General features: G+C 64.0%; 21 protein-coding genes. 16 read left to right on the top strand and 5 right to left on the bottom strand.

Annotated elements, in window-relative coordinates; translation table 11 throughout:
- Nucleotides 1-61: 61 nt before the first annotated feature.
- Genes OHL12_RS03185 through OHL12_RS03175 form a run of 3 tightly spaced genes read right to left on the bottom strand, consistent with a single transcriptional unit; the run spans nucleotide 62 to nucleotide 2378 of the window.
- On the bottom strand, nucleotides 62-1318 hold the full coding sequence (locus OHL12_RS03185) for a sigma-54-dependent transcriptional regulator (RefSeq protein ID WP_263412391.1): 1257 nt from the start codon (nucleotides 1316-1318) through the stop codon (nucleotides 62-64).
- Entirely contained in the window at nucleotides 1315-1608 is a 294-nt protein-coding gene (locus OHL12_RS03180) for a hypothetical protein (protein ID WP_263412390.1), read from the bottom strand. The genes OHL12_RS03185 and OHL12_RS03180 overlap by 4 nt, the downstream gene beginning before the upstream one ends.
- Nucleotides 1605-2378 (bottom strand): response regulator transcription factor, encoded by a 774-nt coding sequence (locus tag OHL12_RS03175; RefSeq protein ID WP_263412389.1) that lies wholly within the window; start codon nucleotides 2376-2378, stop codon nucleotides 1605-1607. Before OHL12_RS03175 ends, OHL12_RS03180 begins: the two co-directional genes overlap by 4 nt.
- Nucleotides 2379-2617: 239 nt before the next feature.
- On the opposite strand from OHL12_RS03175, the gene lexA reads away from it, so the two are divergent.
- The 3 genes from lexA to OHL12_RS03160 are packed head-to-tail and all read left to right on the top strand — an operon-like array spanning nucleotide 2618 to nucleotide 4687.
- The gene (gene lexA, locus OHL12_RS03170) at nucleotides 2618-3220 is read left to right on the top strand and encodes a transcriptional repressor LexA (RefSeq protein ID WP_263412388.1); all 603 of its coding nucleotides are present in this window, start codon (nucleotides 2618-2620) and stop codon (nucleotides 3218-3220) included.
- Nucleotides 3213-3992, top strand: a complete 780-nt coding sequence (locus tag OHL12_RS03165; protein WP_263412387.1) for a ThuA domain-containing protein — start codon at nucleotides 3213-3215, stop codon at nucleotides 3990-3992. The genes lexA and OHL12_RS03165 overlap by 8 nt, the downstream gene beginning before the upstream one ends.
- Nucleotides 3989-4687, top strand: a complete 699-nt coding sequence (locus tag OHL12_RS03160; RefSeq protein ID WP_263412386.1) for an HAD family hydrolase — start codon at nucleotides 3989-3991, stop codon at nucleotides 4685-4687. Before OHL12_RS03165 ends, OHL12_RS03160 begins: the two co-directional genes overlap by 4 nt.
- 19 nt (nucleotides 4688-4706) lie before the next feature.
- On the opposite strand, the gene OHL12_RS03155 is transcribed toward OHL12_RS03160, so the two are convergent.
- The gene (locus OHL12_RS03155; protein WP_263412385.1) at nucleotides 4707-6170 is read right to left on the bottom strand and encodes an MFS transporter; all 1464 of its coding nucleotides are present in this window, start codon (nucleotides 6168-6170) and stop codon (nucleotides 4707-4709) included.
- Between the two features lie 115 nt (nucleotides 6171-6285).
- Between OHL12_RS03155 and uvrB the strand changes: the two genes are divergently transcribed.
- From uvrB to OHL12_RS03140, 3 genes are all read left to right on the top strand, one after another.
- Entirely contained in the window at nucleotides 6286-8271 is a 1986-nt protein-coding gene (gene uvrB / locus OHL12_RS03150; RefSeq protein ID WP_263412384.1) for an excinuclease ABC subunit UvrB, read from the top strand.
- A gap of 65 nt (nucleotides 8272-8336) precedes the next feature.
- On the top strand, nucleotides 8337-10583 hold the full coding sequence (locus OHL12_RS03145) for an Ig-like domain repeat protein (RefSeq protein WP_263412383.1): 2247 nt from the start codon (nucleotides 8337-8339) through the stop codon (nucleotides 10581-10583).
- Between the two features lie 35 nt (nucleotides 10584-10618).
- Nucleotides 10619-11215, top strand: a complete 597-nt coding sequence (locus OHL12_RS03140) for a hypothetical protein (RefSeq protein ID WP_263412382.1) — start codon at nucleotides 10619-10621, stop codon at nucleotides 11213-11215.
- Nucleotides 11216-11276: 61 nt separating this feature from the next.
- Here the strand turns inward: OHL12_RS03140 and OHL12_RS03135 are convergent, their stop codons facing one another.
- Nucleotides 11277-12707, bottom strand: coding sequence for a glutamine synthetase family protein (locus OHL12_RS03135; RefSeq protein WP_263412381.1), 1431 nt, complete (start codon nucleotides 12705-12707; stop codon nucleotides 11277-11279).
- A gap of 383 nt (nucleotides 12708-13090) precedes the next feature.
- On the opposite strand from OHL12_RS03135, the gene OHL12_RS03130 reads away from it, so the two are divergent.
- From OHL12_RS03130 to OHL12_RS03085, 10 genes are all read left to right on the top strand, one after another.
- Nucleotides 13091-13657 carry a pyruvoyl-dependent arginine decarboxylase gene (locus OHL12_RS03130; protein ID WP_263412380.1) on the top strand — a complete coding sequence of 189 codons (567 nt, stop codon included), beginning with the start codon at nucleotides 13091-13093 and terminating at the stop codon, nucleotides 13655-13657.
- 91 nt (nucleotides 13658-13748) lie between these two features.
- On the top strand, nucleotides 13749-14042 hold the full coding sequence (locus OHL12_RS03125; RefSeq protein ID WP_263415057.1) for a type II toxin-antitoxin system Phd/YefM family antitoxin: 294 nt from the start codon (nucleotides 13749-13751) through the stop codon (nucleotides 14040-14042).
- Nucleotides 14039-14446, top strand: coding sequence for a type II toxin-antitoxin system VapC family toxin (locus tag OHL12_RS03120; RefSeq protein ID WP_263412379.1), 408 nt, complete (start codon nucleotides 14039-14041; stop codon nucleotides 14444-14446). Before OHL12_RS03125 ends, OHL12_RS03120 begins: the two co-directional genes overlap by 4 nt.
- A gap of 21 nt (nucleotides 14447-14467) precedes the next feature.
- Nucleotides 14468-15511: a threonine aldolase family protein gene (locus tag OHL12_RS03115; RefSeq protein ID WP_263412378.1), complete on the top strand. Its 1044-nt coding sequence runs from the start codon at nucleotides 14468-14470 to the stop codon at nucleotides 15509-15511.
- A 129-nt stretch (nucleotides 15512-15640) separates the two neighbouring features.
- Entirely contained in the window at nucleotides 15641-16555 is a 915-nt protein-coding gene (locus tag OHL12_RS03110; protein WP_263412377.1) for a carbon-nitrogen hydrolase, read from the top strand.
- Nucleotides 16552-16758 carry a hypothetical protein gene (locus OHL12_RS03105; RefSeq protein WP_263412376.1) on the top strand — a complete coding sequence of 69 codons (207 nt, stop codon included), beginning with the start codon at nucleotides 16552-16554 and terminating at the stop codon, nucleotides 16756-16758. Before OHL12_RS03110 ends, OHL12_RS03105 begins: the two co-directional genes overlap by 4 nt.
- Entirely contained in the window at nucleotides 16755-17819 is a 1065-nt protein-coding gene (locus OHL12_RS03100) for an agmatine deiminase family protein (RefSeq protein ID WP_263412375.1), read from the top strand. Before OHL12_RS03105 ends, OHL12_RS03100 begins: the two co-directional genes overlap by 4 nt.
- Nucleotides 17820-17938: 119 nt before the next feature.
- Nucleotides 17939-18481 carry a cytochrome P460 family protein gene (locus tag OHL12_RS03095; protein WP_263412374.1) on the top strand — a complete coding sequence of 181 codons (543 nt, stop codon included), beginning with the start codon at nucleotides 17939-17941 and terminating at the stop codon, nucleotides 18479-18481.
- An 11-nt stretch (nucleotides 18482-18492) separates the two neighbouring features.
- Entirely contained in the window at nucleotides 18493-18951 is a 459-nt protein-coding gene (tadA, locus tag OHL12_RS03090) for a tRNA adenosine(34) deaminase TadA (protein WP_263412373.1), read from the top strand.
- Nucleotides 18952-18994: 43 nt separating this feature from the next.
- A complete protein-coding gene (locus OHL12_RS03085) occupies nucleotides 18995-19771 on the top strand; it encodes a glucose 1-dehydrogenase (RefSeq protein WP_263412372.1) in 777 nt (258 codons plus the stop codon).
- The last annotated feature ends 102 nt before the right edge of the window (nucleotides 19772-19873 follow it).

The raw sequence follows: 19873 nt of genomic DNA, 5'->3' as shown, positions 1-19873 counted from the left end.
CCAGAAGGCGAGAGGCCGCCCTTAGAGCGGCCTTAGATCTTCCACGCTTTCGCTGGCAGATTCAACGCGCACGCGCACGCAGCCGAATGTGTTCCGGCCCGATCTCCGTGCTGTGGGTGCTCAGAATCACCGCGCGCTGCAGAACGTGCAGCAACTCCCGGACATTGCCCGGCCAGCTATGCGCCAGCAGGACGTCCATCGCAGCCGCGCTGATACTCCGCTGCGGTGCGTCCTGCCCCAGTCGTTCCAGGGCAAACTGCACCAGCATGGGCACATCTTCCATCCGCTCGCGCAGCGGCGGAACCCACACCGGGAACACCGATAGCCGGTGAAACAGGTCCAGGCGGAACCGGCCCTGCTCTGCATTCAGCTCCAGCGGCTGGTGCGTCGCGGCCACGATGCGCACATCCACGCGCGAGGTCTCATTCTCACCAATGCGCTGGATCTCCCCGCATTCCAGGAAGCGCAGCATCTTGGCCTGCAACGGCAGCGGCATCTCCCCGATCTCGTCCAGAAACAGCGTCCCACCGTGCGCCGCCTCGATGCGCCCCATGCGCGAGTTCACCGCGCCCGTGAACGCTCCGCGGGTGTGCCCAAACAGCTCCGACTCCAGCAGTTGCTCTGGAATGGCCGCACAGTTCAGCGTGACAAACGGCTTCGCCGAGCGCCCGCTCAACCGGTGCACCGCCTGCGCCACCAGCTCCTTGCCTGTACCCGTCTCGCCTTCTACCAGGATGCTGGCCGAATGCGGAGCCGCAAGCCGGATCAGCGCTCCCAACTCCTGCATTGCCGCGCTGCCGCCCAGCATGCCCGGCAGGGCAAACACCGGGGTTGTGCCGCCCGCAGATCGTTCCTCGGCAGCATTACCCACCGGAGCCGCTGCTGCGGAGACTGGTGGCATTCCCAACCCCGAGGCTGTCGCCGCCGGAGCAGCCGCACACAAGTGCTCGGCATCGCGCAATGCCAGCAGCAGCTCGTTCCGCCGCGGGCTCCGAACGGCCGACGCCACCGGCGATCCCTCCGTCGTAAGCATGTCGACCGTCGGAAACTGTTCCAGGAACTGCTGGGCAAACTCACGCGCCGACAGGTCCGGCAGCCACTCGTCCAGCAGCACCGCGCCACAGGGACGGTCCTCCTGCCGCAGCCACGCCTCAGCCCCGCTTTCCGCCTCCTGCACCGTCCACCGCAGACCTCGCAGCGTCTTGGCCAGATGCGCCCGCAACTCCGCATTCGCGCTCACCACCAGCACTGTCGCGCTCAGCGCCGCAGTGCGAGGCGGCTGTGTTCCCGTGATCTCCCGACCCGCTGCCTGCGTCATGCCATTCCCCCAAAACTGCGATCGACCCACGCGGTCTCGCCTGGCGCCGGAGCTTCCAGGCCGCGGCCCGCATCCACAGCTTCATCCAGCAGCGACCGCAACTGATACACAGACCGCATCGCGCGCTGGCACTCCACCATCACCGCTTCTAGCGCCTGCGCGCGCTCCGCCTCATCCGCCGAGCCCTGCATCATCGTCAGCGCCAGGCTCATCACCGTCAGCGGCTGACTCAGGGCGTGCAAGATGCCGTGCGCACGTTCCCTATTCACCGAGATATAGGTGCCGCTCATGCCGCCACCGCCGGAAAGGCTTCCGTACCCGGCATGTGCGCTGGGAAGGACGCGTCAGAGGCTGGCTTGCGCGGCACCATCTTCAGTGGACCGGCCGCCGGAGCCAGCGCGTACCCGCTGCCCCGTACCGTCACGATCAGGTCTTCGTCGCCTTCGTCCGTCCGCAGCTTGCGGCGCAGATAGTTCACGTACACATCGACCACGTTGGTGCCGGAGTCCGGCGCCATCTTCCAGACCTTCTCCAGCAACTCCGGCCGGCTCACCGCGCGCTTCCGGTTCTGCAGCAGGTAGTCCAGCAGCGCAAACTCCTTCGCGGTCAGCACCACCTCCGCGCCGTGAACGTGCACCGTCCGTGTCAGCCGGTCCACCTGCAAGGCTCCATGGCGCACAACGGAGCTCTCCGTTTCCACACCTTTGCGCCGCAGGATCGCCCGGCATCGCGCCGCCATCTCGTGGAACGAAAACGGCTTCACCAGGAAATCGTCTGCCCCGGCGTCCAGGCAGCGGATGCGCTCCTCCACGGAGCCGCGGCCCGTCAGCACCAGCACCGGGGTTTGCACACCACCCAGGCGCATGCGCTGCAACACCTCTACCCCGTCCAGCCGCGGCAGGTTCAGGTCCAGCACGATCACGTCATTCTGGTTCTCCGCCGCAATCTCCACGCCGGCTTCTCCGTTTGCGGCGTGCATCACCGTGTGGCCCTGCTGTTCCATACCTTTCTTCAAGAACGACGCCAAAGCACTGTCATCTTCCACGAGCAAAATCTGCATGGTTTCCTCTTATCTCGGTCAGACTCAGGGGGAAAGATTGGAAGGGACGGAACGCTGAGCGTTCTCTTATTCGCTGCTCTGTAAGAAAGATGCTGTGTGGGCATTAGGCCTCGCAACGGATGCGCCGGATCACTCCACTTCAGCTTTCTCAAAATGGGAAAGTTCGCTCGGATGTGCCACTTTTGGTTCACCCGAATGCCCCTTGCCACGGTTCGCCTTTTATTCGCTACAATTCCAGCATGGCGATCACGCGTCGGCAAAAAGAGGTGCTCGATTTCCTTTCCGCATTTACTCAGCGGAAGGGCTACTCCCCGTCCTATGAAGAGATCGCCACCGGACTTGGGCTGAACTCCCTCGCAACCGTCCACAAACACGTCACCAACCTGCACAACAAGGGCCTTCTCCAGCGATCCCACAACCGGAGCCGGTCCATCGACGTCCTTGCGCAGAAGTCCCGGCGAACGCCAGACCGGCTCCCGCTCATGGGCCGCATCGCTGCCGGCAAACCGGTCGAAGCCATCGAGACCGCTGAAACCATCTCGCTGTCAGAGATCGTCGGCAGCCGTGAGGTCTTCGCTCTCGAAGTTCGCGGTGACTCCATGTGCGACGAGCACATCGTCAACGGCGACTACGTGCTGGTGGAACGCACCGCCACCGCGCGCGAAGGTGAAATTGTCGTCGCCCTCGTGGACGGCGCAGACGCCACCCTGAAGCGCTTCTACAAAGAAGGTGCGATGGTACGCCTGCAACCGTCTAACGCCGCCATGGCTCCCATCTTCGCTCCCGCGGACCGCGTCACCATCCAGGGCAAAGTCCTCGGCATGTTGCGGAAGTATGCCTAGGTCGAGATCGCTGGCCCTGCTGGGCGGCTGCCTCGCAGCCCTCCTGATCGTGGGCCTGTGCGTCGCGCAGTCCGCCCCCAAGCGCATCCTGGTCTATACCCGCAACTACACACCCGATGGCAAGGGCTACGTCCACGAAAACATCGCCGCTAGTGTCGAGGCCTTCCGCCGCATCGGTGCGCAGCACGGTATTACCGTCGACACCTCCGCCGATCCGGCGGCCTTCACCCCGGCGAACCTCAGCCGGTACGACGCCCTGGTCTTCAGCAACAGCAACAACGACGCCTTCGCTACGGACGCGCAGCGCGATGCCTTCCGCGCCTACATTCACGCCGGCCATGGCTTCGTTGCCGTCCACTCCGCTTCCGGCAGCGAGCGGAACTGGCCGTACTTCCAGCAGGTGCTCGGGGGACACTTCGCCTTCCACCCGCCCCAGCAGAGCTTCACCGTGACCGTTGCGGACCCCGCTTCGCCGGTCACCCGTTCCCTGCCCGCCAGCTTCCGCTGGACCGACGAATGCTACTTCCTCGACCGTCTCGCGCCCGATCTTCACATCCTTCTGACTACGCCGCGCGATGCCCTCGCCCTCGGCGACAAGGCCGCTGACGCCCGTCAGTTTCCGTCCGCTCTGCCGTTGGCGTGGACCCAAACCTTCGATAACAGCCGCGAGTTCTACATAGCGCTCGGTCACAACATCGACAACTACGACAACCCACTCTTCACCGGCATCCTGGAGCGCGGTCTCCTCTGGACCCTCGGAATGAACCGTTGAACCGTCCGGAACTTCTCATTTTCGATCTGGACGGCACGCTGATCGACTCTCGTCGCGACCTCGTCGAGTGCGTCAACGCCTCGCTGGTCCACTGCGGGCTTCCGCACCTGCCAGCGGAACATATTGCGAGCTTCATCGGCGATGGCGCAGCCGCCTTGGTCGAACGTTCCCTGGCTGCCGCCGGGGGAGATCCGCATCTTCTCCAGGACGAAGCGCTCCGTTACTTCCTAAGCTTCTACCGCGAACACCTGCTCGATCACACCGCACCCTACCCAGGCGTGCTCGCCGCGCTCCAGCAAATCCGCAATCTGGATTCGCCGCCACTGCTGGCCGTACTCACCAACAAGCCTGTCAATCCTTCGCACCGCATTTGCGACGCTCTCCACCTCACGCCGCTCCTCTTCGCGAACTTCGGCGGCAACAGCTTCGCGACCAAGAAGCCAGACCCCGAAGGCCTGCTCGCCCTCTGGCGTAACGCGGAGACGATCCTCGGGCACATGATCGCTCCCGAAAGGGTAGTTCTCATCGGCGACTCCGAAGTGGACGTTCGCACCGCCCGCAACGCCGGCGTCCTCGCCTGGGGATGCACCTGGGGCTTCGCAAAGGAGAAGATGCTCGCCGAATCACCGGACGCTCTGGCCCATTCCCCCGCCGACTGGCTCGCACTGCTCCAAGCCAGCAGCACCGCTGATTAGCTAGCTTCGTATCCCGGCATCAACCTTGCGCGGGCGCATCTCCAAGGGCCTGGGTACGCACGCGGTGCCCGCTCACTGCGCTCCCCGCCTCAACCGGCAACCGCGCAAACGAAATCAGGCTGCATAGCGCCAGCGCACTCATCGCGCAGAACGCCGCCCGAAAGCTGCCGTGGCCAGCGCCGCCATCCGCGGCCGTACCTTGCGTCAGGTGCAGAACCAGCGCGGCCACCGACACACCCAAACTCACCGTCATCTGCTGCACCATGGTTGCGAACGTCGTCCCGCTTGCCGTCAGCTCCGGCGACAGGTCGGCAAAGCCAAGCGTCGTCAACGCAGTCAGCTCCATGGACCGCCCGGCGCCCCCCAAAAACAGAATGAGCAGCACCAGCGTGACTGGAGTCGCGGCTCGCAGCCACCCGCAAGCGGCCAGCAGCAACACTGTCGCGATGCCGTTGCCCAGCAGCACGCCACGAAATCCGTACCGCCGCAGCAGGGGCGTGGTCAGCGGCTTCATCGCCAGGTTGCCCGCAAACACCGCCATCGTCAGCGATCCCGACCGCAGAGCGTCCAACCCAAACGCCGTTTGAAACAGCAGCGGCAGCAGGAACGGTACGGAAAACACCGCCATTCGAAACAGCGAACCCGCCACCATCACGGTGCGAAACGTCGCAATCCGGAACAGCGCAGGCGCAAACAGCGCGCGCGGACTGCGCCGCATGTGGCTGACCGTGAGCATCGTGCACACGAGTCCAAGCGCCAGCAGTGCGCCGGAGCTGACTACGCCGGCGCCGTTCTCAAACAGCTCCAGCCCCACCACCCACAGCAGGCACGACAGCCCGGTCAGCACAACGCCGGTACCGTCCAGCGACGGCGGTGCTGCCTGCCGCTCACTGTCGCGCACCACCGCCAGCGAGATTCCAAACAGCAGGAAACCGATCGGCAAGTTCAGCAGAAACATCCAGGGCCAGCTCGCCACATGGATGATCCATCCGCCGACCACCGGTCCCAGGATCGGCGCGGTCAGGGCGGGCCAGATCGTATACGCAATCGCCTTCATCAACTGCGGCTTGGTCGCCGAGCGCACCACCATCAGCCGGCCCACCGGCACCATCATTGCCCCGCCCGCACCCTGCAGCACACGACTCGCCAGGAACCATGGGAGTGTTCGACTGGCTGCACAGCACGCAGAGGCGACCGTAAACACCAGCACCGCCGTTGCAAACGTCTTCCGCTCGCCAAACCGGTCGGCCACCCACCCGCTCGCCGGGATCAGCACCGCCAGCGTCAGCAGGTATGCGGTGATGCCCACATTCAGCGCCACAGGTGTCACGTGAAAATCGCGCGCCATCGCCGGCAGGCCCGTGGTCAGGATCGTCGCGTCCAGGTTTTCCATGAACAGCGCCGTCGCCGACAGCAGTGCCACCGCCAGCGCGCGTCCGCGCAGCGTGGATGGGTCCAAGGATCGTTCGGTAGAGCCGCTCAAGCCACAAGTGTACCTACACTGACCCGCCCGCTCGCCCCCGCGCTCGTGCCCGCTCACAGTCAACGAACGGCTCGGCCGCACCATCTCGCAGGCGAAGAAAAGGTAAACTAGCATCATGGATTTTCAGCTCGCGACCGACTACAAGCCGCAGGGCGATCAGCCGCGCGCCATTGCAGAACTCACCGCCGGCCTGGAAGAAGGCGAGAAGCATCAGGTCCTGCTCGGCGTCACCGGCTCCGGCAAGACCTTCACCATGGCCAAGGTCATCCAGGCCGCGAACCGCCCCGCGCTCGTGCTCGCGCACAACAAGACGCTCGCCGCCCAGCTCTACCACGAGTTCAAACAGTTCTTCCCCAAGAACGCGGTCGAATACTTCGTCAGCTACTACGACTACTACCAGCCCGAAGCCTACATTCCCGCCGGCGACCTCTACATCGAGAAGGAAGCCACCATCAACGAAGAGCTCGACAAGCTGCGGCTCTCGGCCACGCGCTCGCTCTTCGAACGCCGCGACTGCATCATCGTCTCCTCGGTTTCGTGCATCTACGGCCTCGGCTCGCCGGAGGCGTACTACGGCATGCTCATGCTGCTCGAGAAGGGTCAGAAGCTCAAGCGTGAAGACATCACACGACGCCTCGTCGAAATCCTCTACGAGCGCAACGATGGAGACTTCCGCCGCGGCACCTTCCGCGTCCGTGGCGACGTCGTCGAGGTCTTTCCCACCTACGACGAGAATGCCTATCGCATCGAGCTCTTCGGCGACGAGATCGACTCCCTCGCCCAGATCGACCCGCTCTTTGGCACCGTCAAGCAGAAGTACGCGCGCCTACCCATCTACCCCAAGAGCCACTACGTCGTGCAGCCCGAGCGCAAGATGAGCGCCATCGACTCCATCGTGCACGAGCTCACGGAGTGGGAAGCGCAGCTCGAAAAAGAGGGCCGCATGGTCGAGGCACAGCGCATTCACCAGCGCACCCGCTTCGATCTGGAAATGATCAAGTCGGTCGGCTACTGCCACGGCATCGAGAATTACTCGCGCCACTTTAGTGGCCGTCTTCCCGGCGAAGCTCCGCCAACCCTCTTCGATTACTTTCCGCGCGACTTCCTTCTCTTCATCGACGAATCCCACGTCACCGTCCCGCAACTTCACGGCATGTGGCATGGCGATCGCAATCGCAAGGGCAACCTCGTCGACTACGGCTTCCGTCTGCCCTCCGCCATGGACAACCGCCCTCTGCGCTTCGAGGAGTTTGAGCAGCGCACCGGCCAGATCGTCTACGTCTCCGCCACGCCCGGACCTTACGAGCTCACCAAGTCCGCTGGCGTCGTGGTCGAGCAGATCATCCGTCCCACCGGCCTCATCGATCCGCCGGTCGAAATCCGCCCCATCAAGGGCCAGATCGACGATCTGCTTGCTGAAATCCGCGACCGCGTCGCCCGCAACGAGCGCGTACTCGTCACCACGCTCACCAAGCGCATGGCAGAAGACCTCTCCGGCTACTACACCGAGGTCGGCGTGAAGTGCCGCTATATGCACTCCGAAATCGAGACCCTCGAGCGCGTCAAGCTCCTCCGCGATCTTCGCCGCGGCGAGTACGACGTCCTCATCGGCATCAATCTGCTCCGCGAAGGTCTCGATCTGCCCGAGGTCTCGCTCGTCGCGATCCTCGACGCCGACAAGGAAGGTTTCCTGCGCTCGCGGGGCTCGCTTATCCAGACCATCGGCCGCGCCGCCCGTCACGTGGAGGGCCGCGCCATCCTCTACGCCGACAACATGACCGACTCCATGCGTCGCGCGCTCGACGAAACCTCGCGCCGTCGCGAGATCCAGCAGGCCTACAACGACGAGCACGGCATCGTTCCGCAGTCCGTCGCCCGGCCCATCGGCGAGGCTCTCGTCGGCATCGCAGAGGCCGACTACGCCGATGTCTCAATCGACAGCAGCGTGCCCGAGTTCGCCTCGCAGCAGGAACTCGACAAGCACATTGCCGGCATGGAAGCCGAGATGCGCGAAGCCGCGAAGAAGTTCGAGTTCGAGCGCGCCGCAAAGCTTCGCGACGCCATCAAGGAGCTGCGTACCAAGGAGTTTCTCTTCGCCTGAGTCGCCCCGCACGGCTCGACTTGCACCGTTAGACCGCTATACTGCCTAGCAGAACGGCGCGCCGCGTGACGGCCACCCAACGAGGTGTGCCGCCGTCCTCGACCTTCTCCCACCTGTGCGCACGCTCCATGCGCTGCCTCTGTCTCACCCTCGCCGCGAGCCTCCTGGCGCTGTCCCTCCCGTGCATCCGCGCGCAAGACGCCGTGCTCGTTCTCACGCCGTCGCCGACCACCACGGTCGCCGCCGGCACGGGCTCAGCAGGCTACGGCGGCGACGGCAACTCTGCCTCTGCCGCACAGCTCGCGGCTCCCTCCGCCATGGCTCGCGACGCGCAAGGAAACATCTTTCTCGCCGACACGCGCAACCACCGCATCCGCCGCATCGCAGCCGCCGACGGCACCATCTCGACCATCGCGGGAACAGGCGTGCAGGGCTTTGCAGGCGACGAAGGTCCCGCCACCCAGGCGCAGCTCGACAGCCCCGGTGGCGTCGCCGTCCTCACCGACGGCACTCTCGTGATCGTCGACACGCACAACCATCGCCTGCGCCGTGTCGACGCCGCCGGCAACATCCACACCATTGCCGGCACCGGCACTCGCGGCTACAGTGGCGACGGTGCCGCAGCCACGGCAGCGCAACTGAACGGACCGCTCGGCGTCGCCGCCGGCCTGGCCGGCGACCTCTACATCGCGGACGCCGGCAATCACTGCATCCGTCATCTCGGCGCCGACGGCACCATTAGCACGGTCGCGGGAGATGGAACCCAGGGCGATGCCATCGACGGCGCGCCTGCCACCTCGACGCACCTCAACCTGCCCGTCGCCGTCACGGTGCGCGCAGACGGCTCCGTGCTCATCACAGACCGCGGCAGCAACCGCATCCTCATCCTGCAGACCGACGGCACGCTGCACACCCTCAACACCGCCTCGGTCTCGCTACGCAGGCCCAGCGGCACCGGCACAAACAGCTTCGGCGACACCCTGATCGCGGACACCGGCAACTTCCGCGTCGCTCAGATCAGCAGCTCCGGCGCCGGTTCAGTCCTCGGCTCCGGCGAGCAGGGCGCGCCCAACCCGGCACTGGCACCCATCGCTACCGCGTTCGGCGCAACCGCCTCCGTGCTGGGGACCAACACCTCTGCCGCACCCGGCCAGATCGCCGTCCTCGACCGCGATCACAGCCAACTGCTGCAGGTCTCCCTTCCCCGGCTCGCATTTGCAGACACGGTAGTTGCGACCGCCAGCCTGCCGCGATCGGTAGTCCTCCGCAACGCCGGCACGACCGCTCTCTCGGTCACCTCCATCGGCCTGCCCGCGCCCTTCACCACGGCCGCTACCTCCACCTGCGGCAGCGCGCCCTTCCAACTCGCAGCCAACGCCAACTGCCAGCTCGACCTGCTCTTCACCCCCAGCACCATCGGGGCCGTGAGCACCGTCCTCGAGGTGAACATCGCCAACGGCCCGCCCCAGCGCGTCACGCTGCTCGGCAACGGCCTGCGCACCGGAACCCAGCTCGCATCGAGCGTCTCGCTGCAAACCAGCGGCACGTTGAACTACGCTGGCGTGCCGCTCGCCATAACGGCCGCCGTTCTGGGCAGCAGCACCACAGCGGCAACGGGCAACGTAACCTTCCTCGACGGCACCACGGTGCTCGGCACGAGCCCGCTCAATCCATCCGCGCAGGCCACCCTCACCACGGCCGCGCTCGCCACCGGCGCGCACACGCTCAGCGCCCGCTACAGCGGCGACGCGCTCTACCTGCCCAGCACCTCCGCCGCCTCAGCATTGACCATCACGCTCGCACCGGACTTCACCGCAACCGCTTCCAACACCGCCCCGCTGATCCTGCACAGCGGCAACCCCGGCGCGCTTTCGCTCACACTCCAACCCAGCAACGGCGTCCTCAATCGCGTCGTCACCATCACCGTCGACGGCCTCCCACCCGGTACCGCAATCAACGTCACACCAATCCCAATCACCCTCGCCAGCGATCCAGTGCCCGTGAACATCGCGTTCAAGCTGCCCGTGAGCCTCTCGCAGGCGCAACCGTCCTCTGCCCTGCGCCTAGTCCTGCTCGCTCCATTTCTGCTCTTTTTACCGGCTCGACGCCGCGCTTCCGCTCTGCTGCTCGTCGCACTCGCCGTTCTCCCATTGGCTCTCCAAGGATGTGGCGGCGGCTACCTTGGTGGTCAGAGCGTGACCGCTCAGAGCGCCACCGCCACTTACCCCGTCACCGTCACGGCCACGTGCACAGGCGTCACCGGCGGCACCCTCACCCACACCGCATCCTTCACCGTGGAGGTCCAGCCATAGCTACTCGCTCCTCCGCGTGGCCACCGCGCCGCATCATGCTGACGATCTGCGCCATTGCCGCCACCATCATGGGCGCAAGCTCCCGCGCTCAGGCCCAAGCGACCGCAAACAACGAACCCGCACACGTCCTTGTGAGCCTCCGCTACTCCGCCACGCGGGCGAACTCGCCACCGGGCAGTTGCGGATGCTTCCTGCTTCAGGGCGCAGCGCTGGACGCTGCACTGCCGTTCACCTCCCGCCTGAGCGCCGTGCTTGAGGCAGCCGGCAACCACGCCAACGTTGTCCCGGGCACCAGCCGTCAGCTCAGCACCGTAACGCTGCTCGCCGGTCCGCGCTACACGGCGCAATTCGGTCTCCGTCACAGCGTCTTCGCACAGGGCATCTTCGGTGCCGTGCGGGGCTTCGATGCCGACTTCCGCCGCGGCAACGACGCCACTGACACCGCAACCGCATTTGCTTACGCCATCGGCGGTGGCTACGCGTTCCGCCTCACGCACACCGTCGAGCTTCGCCCCATCCAGCTCGATCTGCTGCAGACGAATCTGCCCAACGGCGCAAACAGCCGGCAGCGCAACCTTCGCTTCGGCGCAGGCGTCGCCTTCACCGTTCCACTCGGCATCGCGCGACGCTAACGAAAGCAAAGCGGGAGAGGCAATCGCCTCTCCCGCTCTGATCCATCCGTTGTCGGACCGACTAGAACTGGCCCCACAGCAACTGGTTGTACACGTCGTGGTGGAACTGCACCTCGGGCGCCTTCACAATAGTTCCCAGCAAGCGCGCGCAGCGATCTGCCGAAGCCTGCTTCAGGTCGGCGTACCGGCCCTTCACGTCTTCGCCCAGCAGCTTGCCCGCCCACGCCGAACCGCGGAAGTTCTCGATGGCCGTGTAGATGTTGTCCGGCAGGTAGCGCTCCGCCTGGCGCAGGTTCTCGATCTTCCCGATTTCACCCTCGAGGCCGGTCTTGAACACCGACAGCAGCACCGCGTACGGGTTCGCATCCGGTCCTACCGAGCGCACTTCAACACGAGCTGACTTCTCGTTGCCGATCGGAATACGGATCATCGAGCCGCGATCGGTCGCCGAAGCCTTGATCTGGTTCGGTGCCTCGAAATGCGGATCCAGACGCCGGTAAGCGTTCACGCTGGCGTTCAACAGGAGGCACAGGTCGTTGCCGGCGGTCAGGATCTTGTCGATGAAGTCCCACGCCATCGGCGAAATCTTCTCCTGCCCGTTCGCATCCCAGAACAGGTTCTTCTTGTCCTTGGTGATGGAAACGTTGGTGTGCATGCCGCTGCCGTTTACGCCGGTCACCGGCTTGGGCAGGAAGCTCGCCGTCATGCCCATCTGCGTCGCAATCTGGCGACAGATCAGCTTGTACAGCTGGATCTGGTCGGCCGCCGAAACCACCTCGCCATAGGTGTAGTTGATCTCGAACTGCGACGGCGCCACTTCCGGGTGGTCCTTCTCGTTCTCAAAGCCCATCGCGCGCTGCACTTCGGCCGCCGTGTCGATGAACTCGCGCAGCGGATCGCCCGGCAGCGAGTGGTAGTAGCCGCCCGCGTTCACGTACTCAAAGGCACCCGTCTTGGCAAAGGACCGCTCCGCGTCCACGCCGTCGAACAGGAAACCCTCGATCTCGTTCGCCGCGTTCAGCGTGTAGCCGTTCTGCTTGTACTGCTCATTGGCAAACTGCTTCAGCATGCCGCGCAGGTCGGCCGCATAGGGCTTGCCGTCCTTGTCGATCACTTCGCCGAACACCAGCGCCTTGCCGGATCCGAACACATCCGCCGGAGCCCAGTAGAACGATCCCCAGTCCAGTCCCAGTCGCAGGTCCGACTCTTTCTGCGCCGTAAAGCCGCGGATCGACGATCCGTCGAACGTCAGGTTGTCGAAGCTGTTCACCAGGAACTTCTTGTCGTAGTCCAGCATGTGCAGCCGGCCTTCCAGGTCGCTGAACAGGACGGTGACCGCCTTCACACCCTTGGTGTCGGTCAGATCCTTCAGTCGCGCTTCCTGCAGCTTGCCTGCATCGGTGCGCTGCTTGCGTTCTTCCTTGATGCTGAGGTTTTTCTCTTCCAGCTCTTCATAGGAAAGTTCCAGGAAATCGCGGTACGTACCAGACATGACAGCTCCTCTGTGAAATGCGACGCCGCGCCCGTGCGCGTGCCGGCTGAGATGGGTGATCGCAAACTGCAGAACGGTTGCAGACCGGTGAAATCTGCTGATTTCACGATAGCAGAGCTTCTCTGCTCTCCAGACCTCGTCTCCTGCCCCGCATTTGCAAGCGCATTCATCGTCCCGCGCTGCCGATTGTGATACTTTTTACCGGGTGCCTGGGCAAGGCACTCATCGCAGAGAGCCTGCGCTGGCGTGCAAAACCATCCGCCTTCGACGCAGTAAAGCCTGCAGACAACCACCATCTGCCGCATGAGCGACCAAGGCTTCCAGCGGCTCCCATCGCCAGGCACTGGCCTGAGCAACCCACCCGAGGAGCTACCAAGTTGGGCATGAATATGGTTCCCAAGCGCCTGTTTTTCACCAAGGGCGTCGGACGGCACAAGGAACGGCTCACATCGTTCGAAATGGCACTGCGCGACGCCGGCATTGCGGCACAGAACCTCGTGCGCGTGTCCTCCATCTTCCCGCCAAAGTGCAAGATGATCACCCGCAAAGAGGGTTTGAAGTACCTGAACCCCGGTGAGGTCGTCTTTGCCGTCGTGGCAGAAAACAGCACCCGCGAGCCGCACCGCCTTGTGGTCAGCTCCATCGGCGTCGCCATCCCGACGGACCGCAACACCTACGGCTACCTGTCGGAGCACCACAGCTTCGGCGAGACCGAGGAGCAGGCCGGCGACTACGCCGAAGAGCTCGCCGCCGAAATGCTCGCCACCACCCTCGACGTCGAGTTCGATCCGGACACGAGCTGGGACGAGAAGAAGGAAATCTACCGCATCTCTAACAAGATCGTTCGCACCGCCAACGTAACGCAAAGCGCCGTCGGCGACAAGAAGGGTCTGTGGACCACCACCATCGCCGCCGCCATCCTCATCTTCGACGACGAAGACAAGGACTAATCGGCTTGGATGTGAGCAACGCACCCGCCACGGCGGGTGCGTTTTCTTGCGGATTGGAGTGCTAAACTCAAGTAGTCATACCGAGGTGACCATGATGGCCGTCAGTCCCGCCAAAACAAAATCTAAGTCGCTCTCCGGTACGCACAAAAGACTTCCGGCGCAAATCGCGGCCGCAGACGCCAAGGCGCACCTGCTTCGCATGATCGCCACGGTAGGCGAAACCGGCGAGTACATCATCACCAAGCGAGGAAAGCCCGTCGCCAGGCTCGTTCCATTCCAGACAGAGGCTAAGCCCGATATTTACGGCTGCATGGCTGGAACAGTTCAAATCATCGGTGATGTCATGGCGCCGCTACCGCCAGAGGAGTGGGGAGATCTGTATTGAAGTTTCTGCTCGACTCGCACACATGGCTCTGGCTCTCCCTCGGCATACAGCTCAACTTGGATACGGTCGCTCTCTGCAGGGCAATGGCAGCATCCCGTTCCCTCTTTCTTTCCCCCCTTTCGGTTTGGGAGCTGTCTCGTAAAGGCGAGGATGGCGGTCTCGCCTTTGACAGACCTGTTCGCGTCTGGATGTACGAAAGTATTCGAACAACGGGTGTAATGACTGCTGCCTTCGATCATGATGTCGCCATCGAAGCGACGCAGCTACCCAGGAACTTCCACAAGGACCCGATCGATCGTGCGCTGGCCGCATCATGCCGGGTGCATGGGATGACTCTGCTCACACGAGATCATCGCCTGCTGGAACTAGCCAGCCAAGGCGTCTTTGCGGCAAGCGCAGTCTAGAAAAGGCACACAGCGGAACGGATGAGCACAAGCAGACAACACCAGCAACAGTTCGCCAGTGACAATTACGCCGGCGTATGCCCCGAGGTCTGGGCCGCAATGGCCGAAGCCAACGCCGGCCACGCCACCGCCTACGGTGACGATGCCTGGACCGCCCGCGCCGCCGATCGCTTCCGCGAGTTCTTCGAAACCGACTGCGAAGTCTTTTTCGTCTTCAACGGCACTGCCGCCAACTCGCTCGCACTCGCGTCCCTCTGCCAGAGCTACCACTCGGTCATCTGCACGCAAAGCGCACACGTGGAAACCGACGAGTGCGGCGCGCCGGAGTTCTTCTCCAACGGCTCCAAGCTGCTCACCGCGCCCTCGACGGACGGCAAGCTCACCCCCGCCGCTGTCCGCGCCCTCGCCACCTCACGCACCGACATCCATTTCCCAAAGCCCAAAGTCGTCACCATCACGCAGAGCACGGAAACCGGTCGCGTCTACCAGCGCGACGAGATCCGCGCCCTCGCTGACACCAGCCGCGACCTCGGCCTCCACCTGCACATGGACGGCGCACGCTTCTTCAACGCCCTCGTCTCGCTCAACTGCACCCCTGCGGAGATGACCTGGAAGTCCGGCGTCGAAGTCCTCTGCTGCGGCGGTACCAAGAACGGCATGGCCATCGGCGAAGCCGTCATCTTCTTCGACAGCAAACTCGCCCAGGACTTCGACTATCGCTGCAAGCAGGCAGGCCAGCTCGCCAGCAAAATGCGCTTCCTGAGCGCGCCCTGGCTGGGCATGCTGGCTGACACTACCTGGCAGCGCAACGCCAAGCACGCCAACGACTGCGCACAGCACCTGCGCACCCAGATCGCCGACATCCCGGGCGTGCAGCTCATGTTCCCCACCGAAGCCAACGCCGTCTTCCTGCTCGCGCCCGAGGACAAGCTGACCGCCCTGCGCGAACGCGGCTGGCGCTTCTACACCTTCATAGGCGGCGGCGCGCGCTTCATGTTCGCCTGGGACACCGAACTCGCCCGCGTCGACCAGCTCGCCGCCGATATCCGCGACGTCTTGCGATAGGCGGCCTGTTCACACGCCGTTGCTCGTCACAGTGTCATCCTGAGCGCAGCGAAGGACCTGCATTCCTCCCAGGCAGCACAGCATCCAATGGCAGGCGCTCAATCGTCCGCGTGCAGAAAGGCTGAAGCAATGAAAACCACCCGCGTCGCCCTCATCCAGATGAGCTGCGAAGCTGACACAGAAAAGAATCTCGATAAGGCGGTCGCGCGCGTCACGGAAGCCGCAAACGCCGGCGCGAACCTCGTCTGCCTGCCGGAGCTCTTCCGCGCTCAATACTTCTGCCAGCGCGAGGATCACGCGCTGTTCGGCATCGCGGAGTCCATTCCCGGCCCCTCGACCGACCGTCTGTCGCAGGTCGCTAAAGAGCATGGCATCGTTATCATCGCCTCGCTGTTTGAGCGCCGCGCCCCCGGCCTCTACCACAACACCGCGGTCACGCTTGAGAAGGACGGCAGCATCGCCGACGTGTATCGCAAGATGCACATTCCCGACGACCCGCTCTACTACGAGAAGTTCTACTTCACCCCCGGCGACCTCGGCTTTAAAGCGCTCGCCTCTTCCGCGGGCAACATCGGCACGCTCGTCTGCTGGGACCAGTGGTACCCCGAGGGCGCCCGCGTCACCGCGCTCAAAGGCGCCGAGACCCTCTTCTTCCCCACCGCAATCGGCTGGCACCCCAGCGAAAAGGCCGAGTTCGGCGAAGCCCAGTACGACGCCTGGCGCACCACGCAGCGCGCCCATGCCATCAGCAACGGTGTCTGGGTCTGCGCGGTCAATCGCGTCGGTCACGAGCAGGGCGACGTAATCGTCAACGGCGAACTGCTGCACGGCCCCGAGGGCGCAGGCCTCGAGTTCTGGGGCGGCTCCTTCATCGCCGACCCGTTCGGCCGCATCATCGCGCAGGCCTCGCACGACAAGGAAGAAATCCTCTACGCCGACATCGACAGCAAGCTCGTCGAGATCACACGCCAGCACTGGCCCTTCCTCCGCGACCGCCGCATCGACGCCTACGAAGGCGTGACCAAGAGGTTCCTCCTCGCATGAGCGAGCAACGCCGTCTGACCGAGCACGAAGGACTCCGCGCGATGTTTTTCTACCTCGATGAAATCTGGAGCAAGATGCCCCAAACCGAGATCGGTGCCGTCCTTAGCGAGATACAGATGCTCAGAAATGGCGAACCAGCCGATAGGGCCGTCATCGGCGACTGGCACGACGCCGTTCTGAAAGCTTTGAGAGAGACGCAATGACCGAAACACCCCGCAACCTCGGCTACCGCATGCCCGCCGAATGGGCACCGCACACCTCCACCTGGATCGCCTGGCCCCACAACGCCGAAGACTGGCCCGGCAAGTTCCAGCCCATCCCGTGGGTCTACTCGGAGATCGTCCGCCACCTCTCGCAAGTCGAAGAGGTCAACATCCTCGTCAACGACGAACGCGCGGAAAAGGTCGCACGCCGCATCCTCACCCGCGCCAGTGCCAACCTTGCGCGCCTGCACTTCCACCACTGGCGCACCGACCGCATCTGGCTCCGCGACAGCGGCCCCATCTTCGTCAAGAACGCCGCAGGCGACCTCGCCATCACCGACTGGAAGTTCAATGCCTGGGCCAAGTACCCCAACTGGCACAACGACGATCAGATCCCGCAGCACGTCAGCACTCTCCAGAACACTCGCAGCTTCCAGCCCACCATCGACCTCAACGGGACGGAACACCGCATCGTCCTTGAAGGCGGCTCCATCGACGTCAACGGTGCCGGCGCCATGCTCACCACTGAAGAGTGCCTGCTCTCCAAAGTACAGCAGCGCAACCCGGGCGTCAGCCGCGAACAGCTCGAGCAGGTTTTCTCCGACTATCTCGGCATCGACCAGGTGCTCTGGCTCAACCGCGGCTGCGCCGGCGACGACACCCACGGCCACGTCGACGACATCGCGCGCTTCGTCTCAACCGACACCATCCTGCTCGCCACCGAGCACAATACCGCCGACGAGAACCACCTTCCCCTGGCCGAAAACCTCGACCGCCTCCGCTCCGCCCGGCAGCCCAACGGCCAGCCGTACAACGTCGTCGAGCTACCCATGCCTTCTCCGGTCATCTTCGACGGCGAGCGCCTCCCAGCCAGCTACGCGAACTTCTACATCGCCAACGACCTCGTCCTCGTCCCCACCTTCAACGACGCGAACGACCGCATTGCCCTCAACCTCATCGCCGACCACTTCCCCACCCGCCGCACGGTCGGTATCCACTGCGGCGACTTCATCTGGGGTCTCGGCGCGCTCCACTGCATGACCCAGCAGGAGCCCGCGTAGGGACGAGCCAGCACGGAACCTTTCAACTCAGAACTTCGTACTAGGCTGAACTGGTCACCAGTTCAGCCTTCTCTATCGCCGAGGTGTTCGTGCGCAAGTCGCTAATTTCCTTCGCTGCTATGGCAGCGGTGCTCCTCGCCTTCCCCCAAGCGCACGCGCAGCAGCCCGAAAAGAAGATCCCGGTTCCCGCCGACTACCGCGAGTGGGTCTACATGACAAGCGGTCTGGACATGACCTATGCCGCAGCCGCCTCGCCACACACCGGCCCATCTGTCTTCGACAACGTCTTCGTCAATCCCGAAGCCTGGCGCACCTTCAAGCAAACGGGCACCTGGCCGGACGGCACAACCTTCGTCCTCGAAAACCGGATGGCCGAGCAGAACGTGTCCATCAGCCGCGGCGGTCACACGCAAGGCCACGCAATCGACGGCATTGAGCTGCACCAGAAGCGCGCGGGTCAGTGGGCCTTCTACGTCCTCGACAAGGACGGCACGGAACACCTGGTCGCAAAGCCTGCCGGCTGCTACACCTGCCACGAGGCGCACGCCGCGGTCGACACCACGTTCGTGCAGTTCTACCCCACCGCGCTCCCGGTCGCGAAGGCTCAGAACACGATCAGCAAGGCCTATCTCACCGAACTCGCCACCCCACCCGCAAAGTAAACTCAGGGTCCATGAGCGATGAGGACTTCATGCAAGAGGCAATCGCCCAGGCGAAGCAGGCCGCTGCCGAAGGCGAAGTCCCCGTCGGTGCCATCGTCGTTCACAACGGCGGCATCATCGGCCGCGGTCAGAACCGTGTGATCCGCGACTCTGATCCCACCGCGCACTGCGAGATCGTCGCCATGCGCCAGGCGGCGCAACACCTCCGCAACTACCGCCTCACCGGCTGCGATCTCTACGTCACGCTCGAACCCTGCAGCATGTGCGCCGGCGCCATCCTTCACGCCCGCATCGCTCGCCTCGTCTACGCCGCGCCCGACCCCAAAGCGGGCGCCTGCGGTTCCGTTCTTTCCGTGATGAACCATCCCCAACTCAACCACCGTGTCAACGTGACCGCCGGCCTTCTCGCCGACGAATGCAGCTCCATGCTGACCAGCTTCTTTCAAGCTCGCCGACAACCCAGGGCGTAACTTTTCACGGGACGGAAGCAGTACCACCCGCATCCAACCGCCCATGAGTGAACAGCGGCTTGCAGGCAAAGTAGCAATCGTCACCGGCGGATCCTCCGGCATCGGTCAGGGCATCGTCGACCGGTACGCCTCTGAAGGCGCCAGCGTGGTTATCGATTACTTCGGCAACGCCGATGCCGCGAACCAGATGAAGGCCAAGATCGAAAGCAATGGCGGCAAAGCCATCGCCGTACAGGCCGACATCTCGAAAGTCAGCGAATCGCAAAAGCTCGTCGACGCCGCCTGGGACGCCTTTGGCAAAGCCGACATCCTCGTCAACAACGCCGGTATCGAGAAGGGCTCGGACTTCGTGGACGTCACCGAGGCCGATTACGACATGGTCCTCAACGTCAACCTGAAAGGCCCTTTCTTCACCACGCAGGCCTTCGTGCGCCGACTGCTCGCCGCCAACCTGCCCGGCCGCGTCATCAACATGTCGTCCGTGCACGAAGACATGGTCTTCCCGCACTTCGCCAGCTACTGCGCCTCCAAAGGCGGCTTGCGCATGCTCATGCGCGATCTCGCCGTCGAACTCGGCCCCAAAAACATCACCGTCAACAACATCGCGCCGGGCGCCATCATCACGCCCATCAACAAGGGCCTGCTCGACGACAAGGCCAAGCTCGATCCACTGCTCCGCAACATCCCGCTCGGCCGCATGGGCACCGTCGAAGACGTCGCAGGCCTGGCCGCCTACCTCGCCAGCGACGATGCCGCGTACGTCACAGGTTCCACGTTCATCATCGATGGTGGCCTGATCCGCAACTATCACGAGCAATAACCAACGACGAACGCGCCACAGTGAACGGTTGCATTCGGCATCCGCTTCACTGCGGGCCGTAAGCCTGCACCTGAGTCCCCGGCTAAGCCGGTAGAATGGTCC

The organism is Terriglobus aquaticus (assembly GCF_025685415.1).
GTDB lineage: Bacteria > Acidobacteriota > Terriglobia > Terriglobales > Acidobacteriaceae > Terriglobus > Terriglobus aquaticus.
The sequence above is the reverse complement of the archived record's forward strand: the minus strand, read 5'-3'. Positions and strand labels throughout refer to the sequence as shown.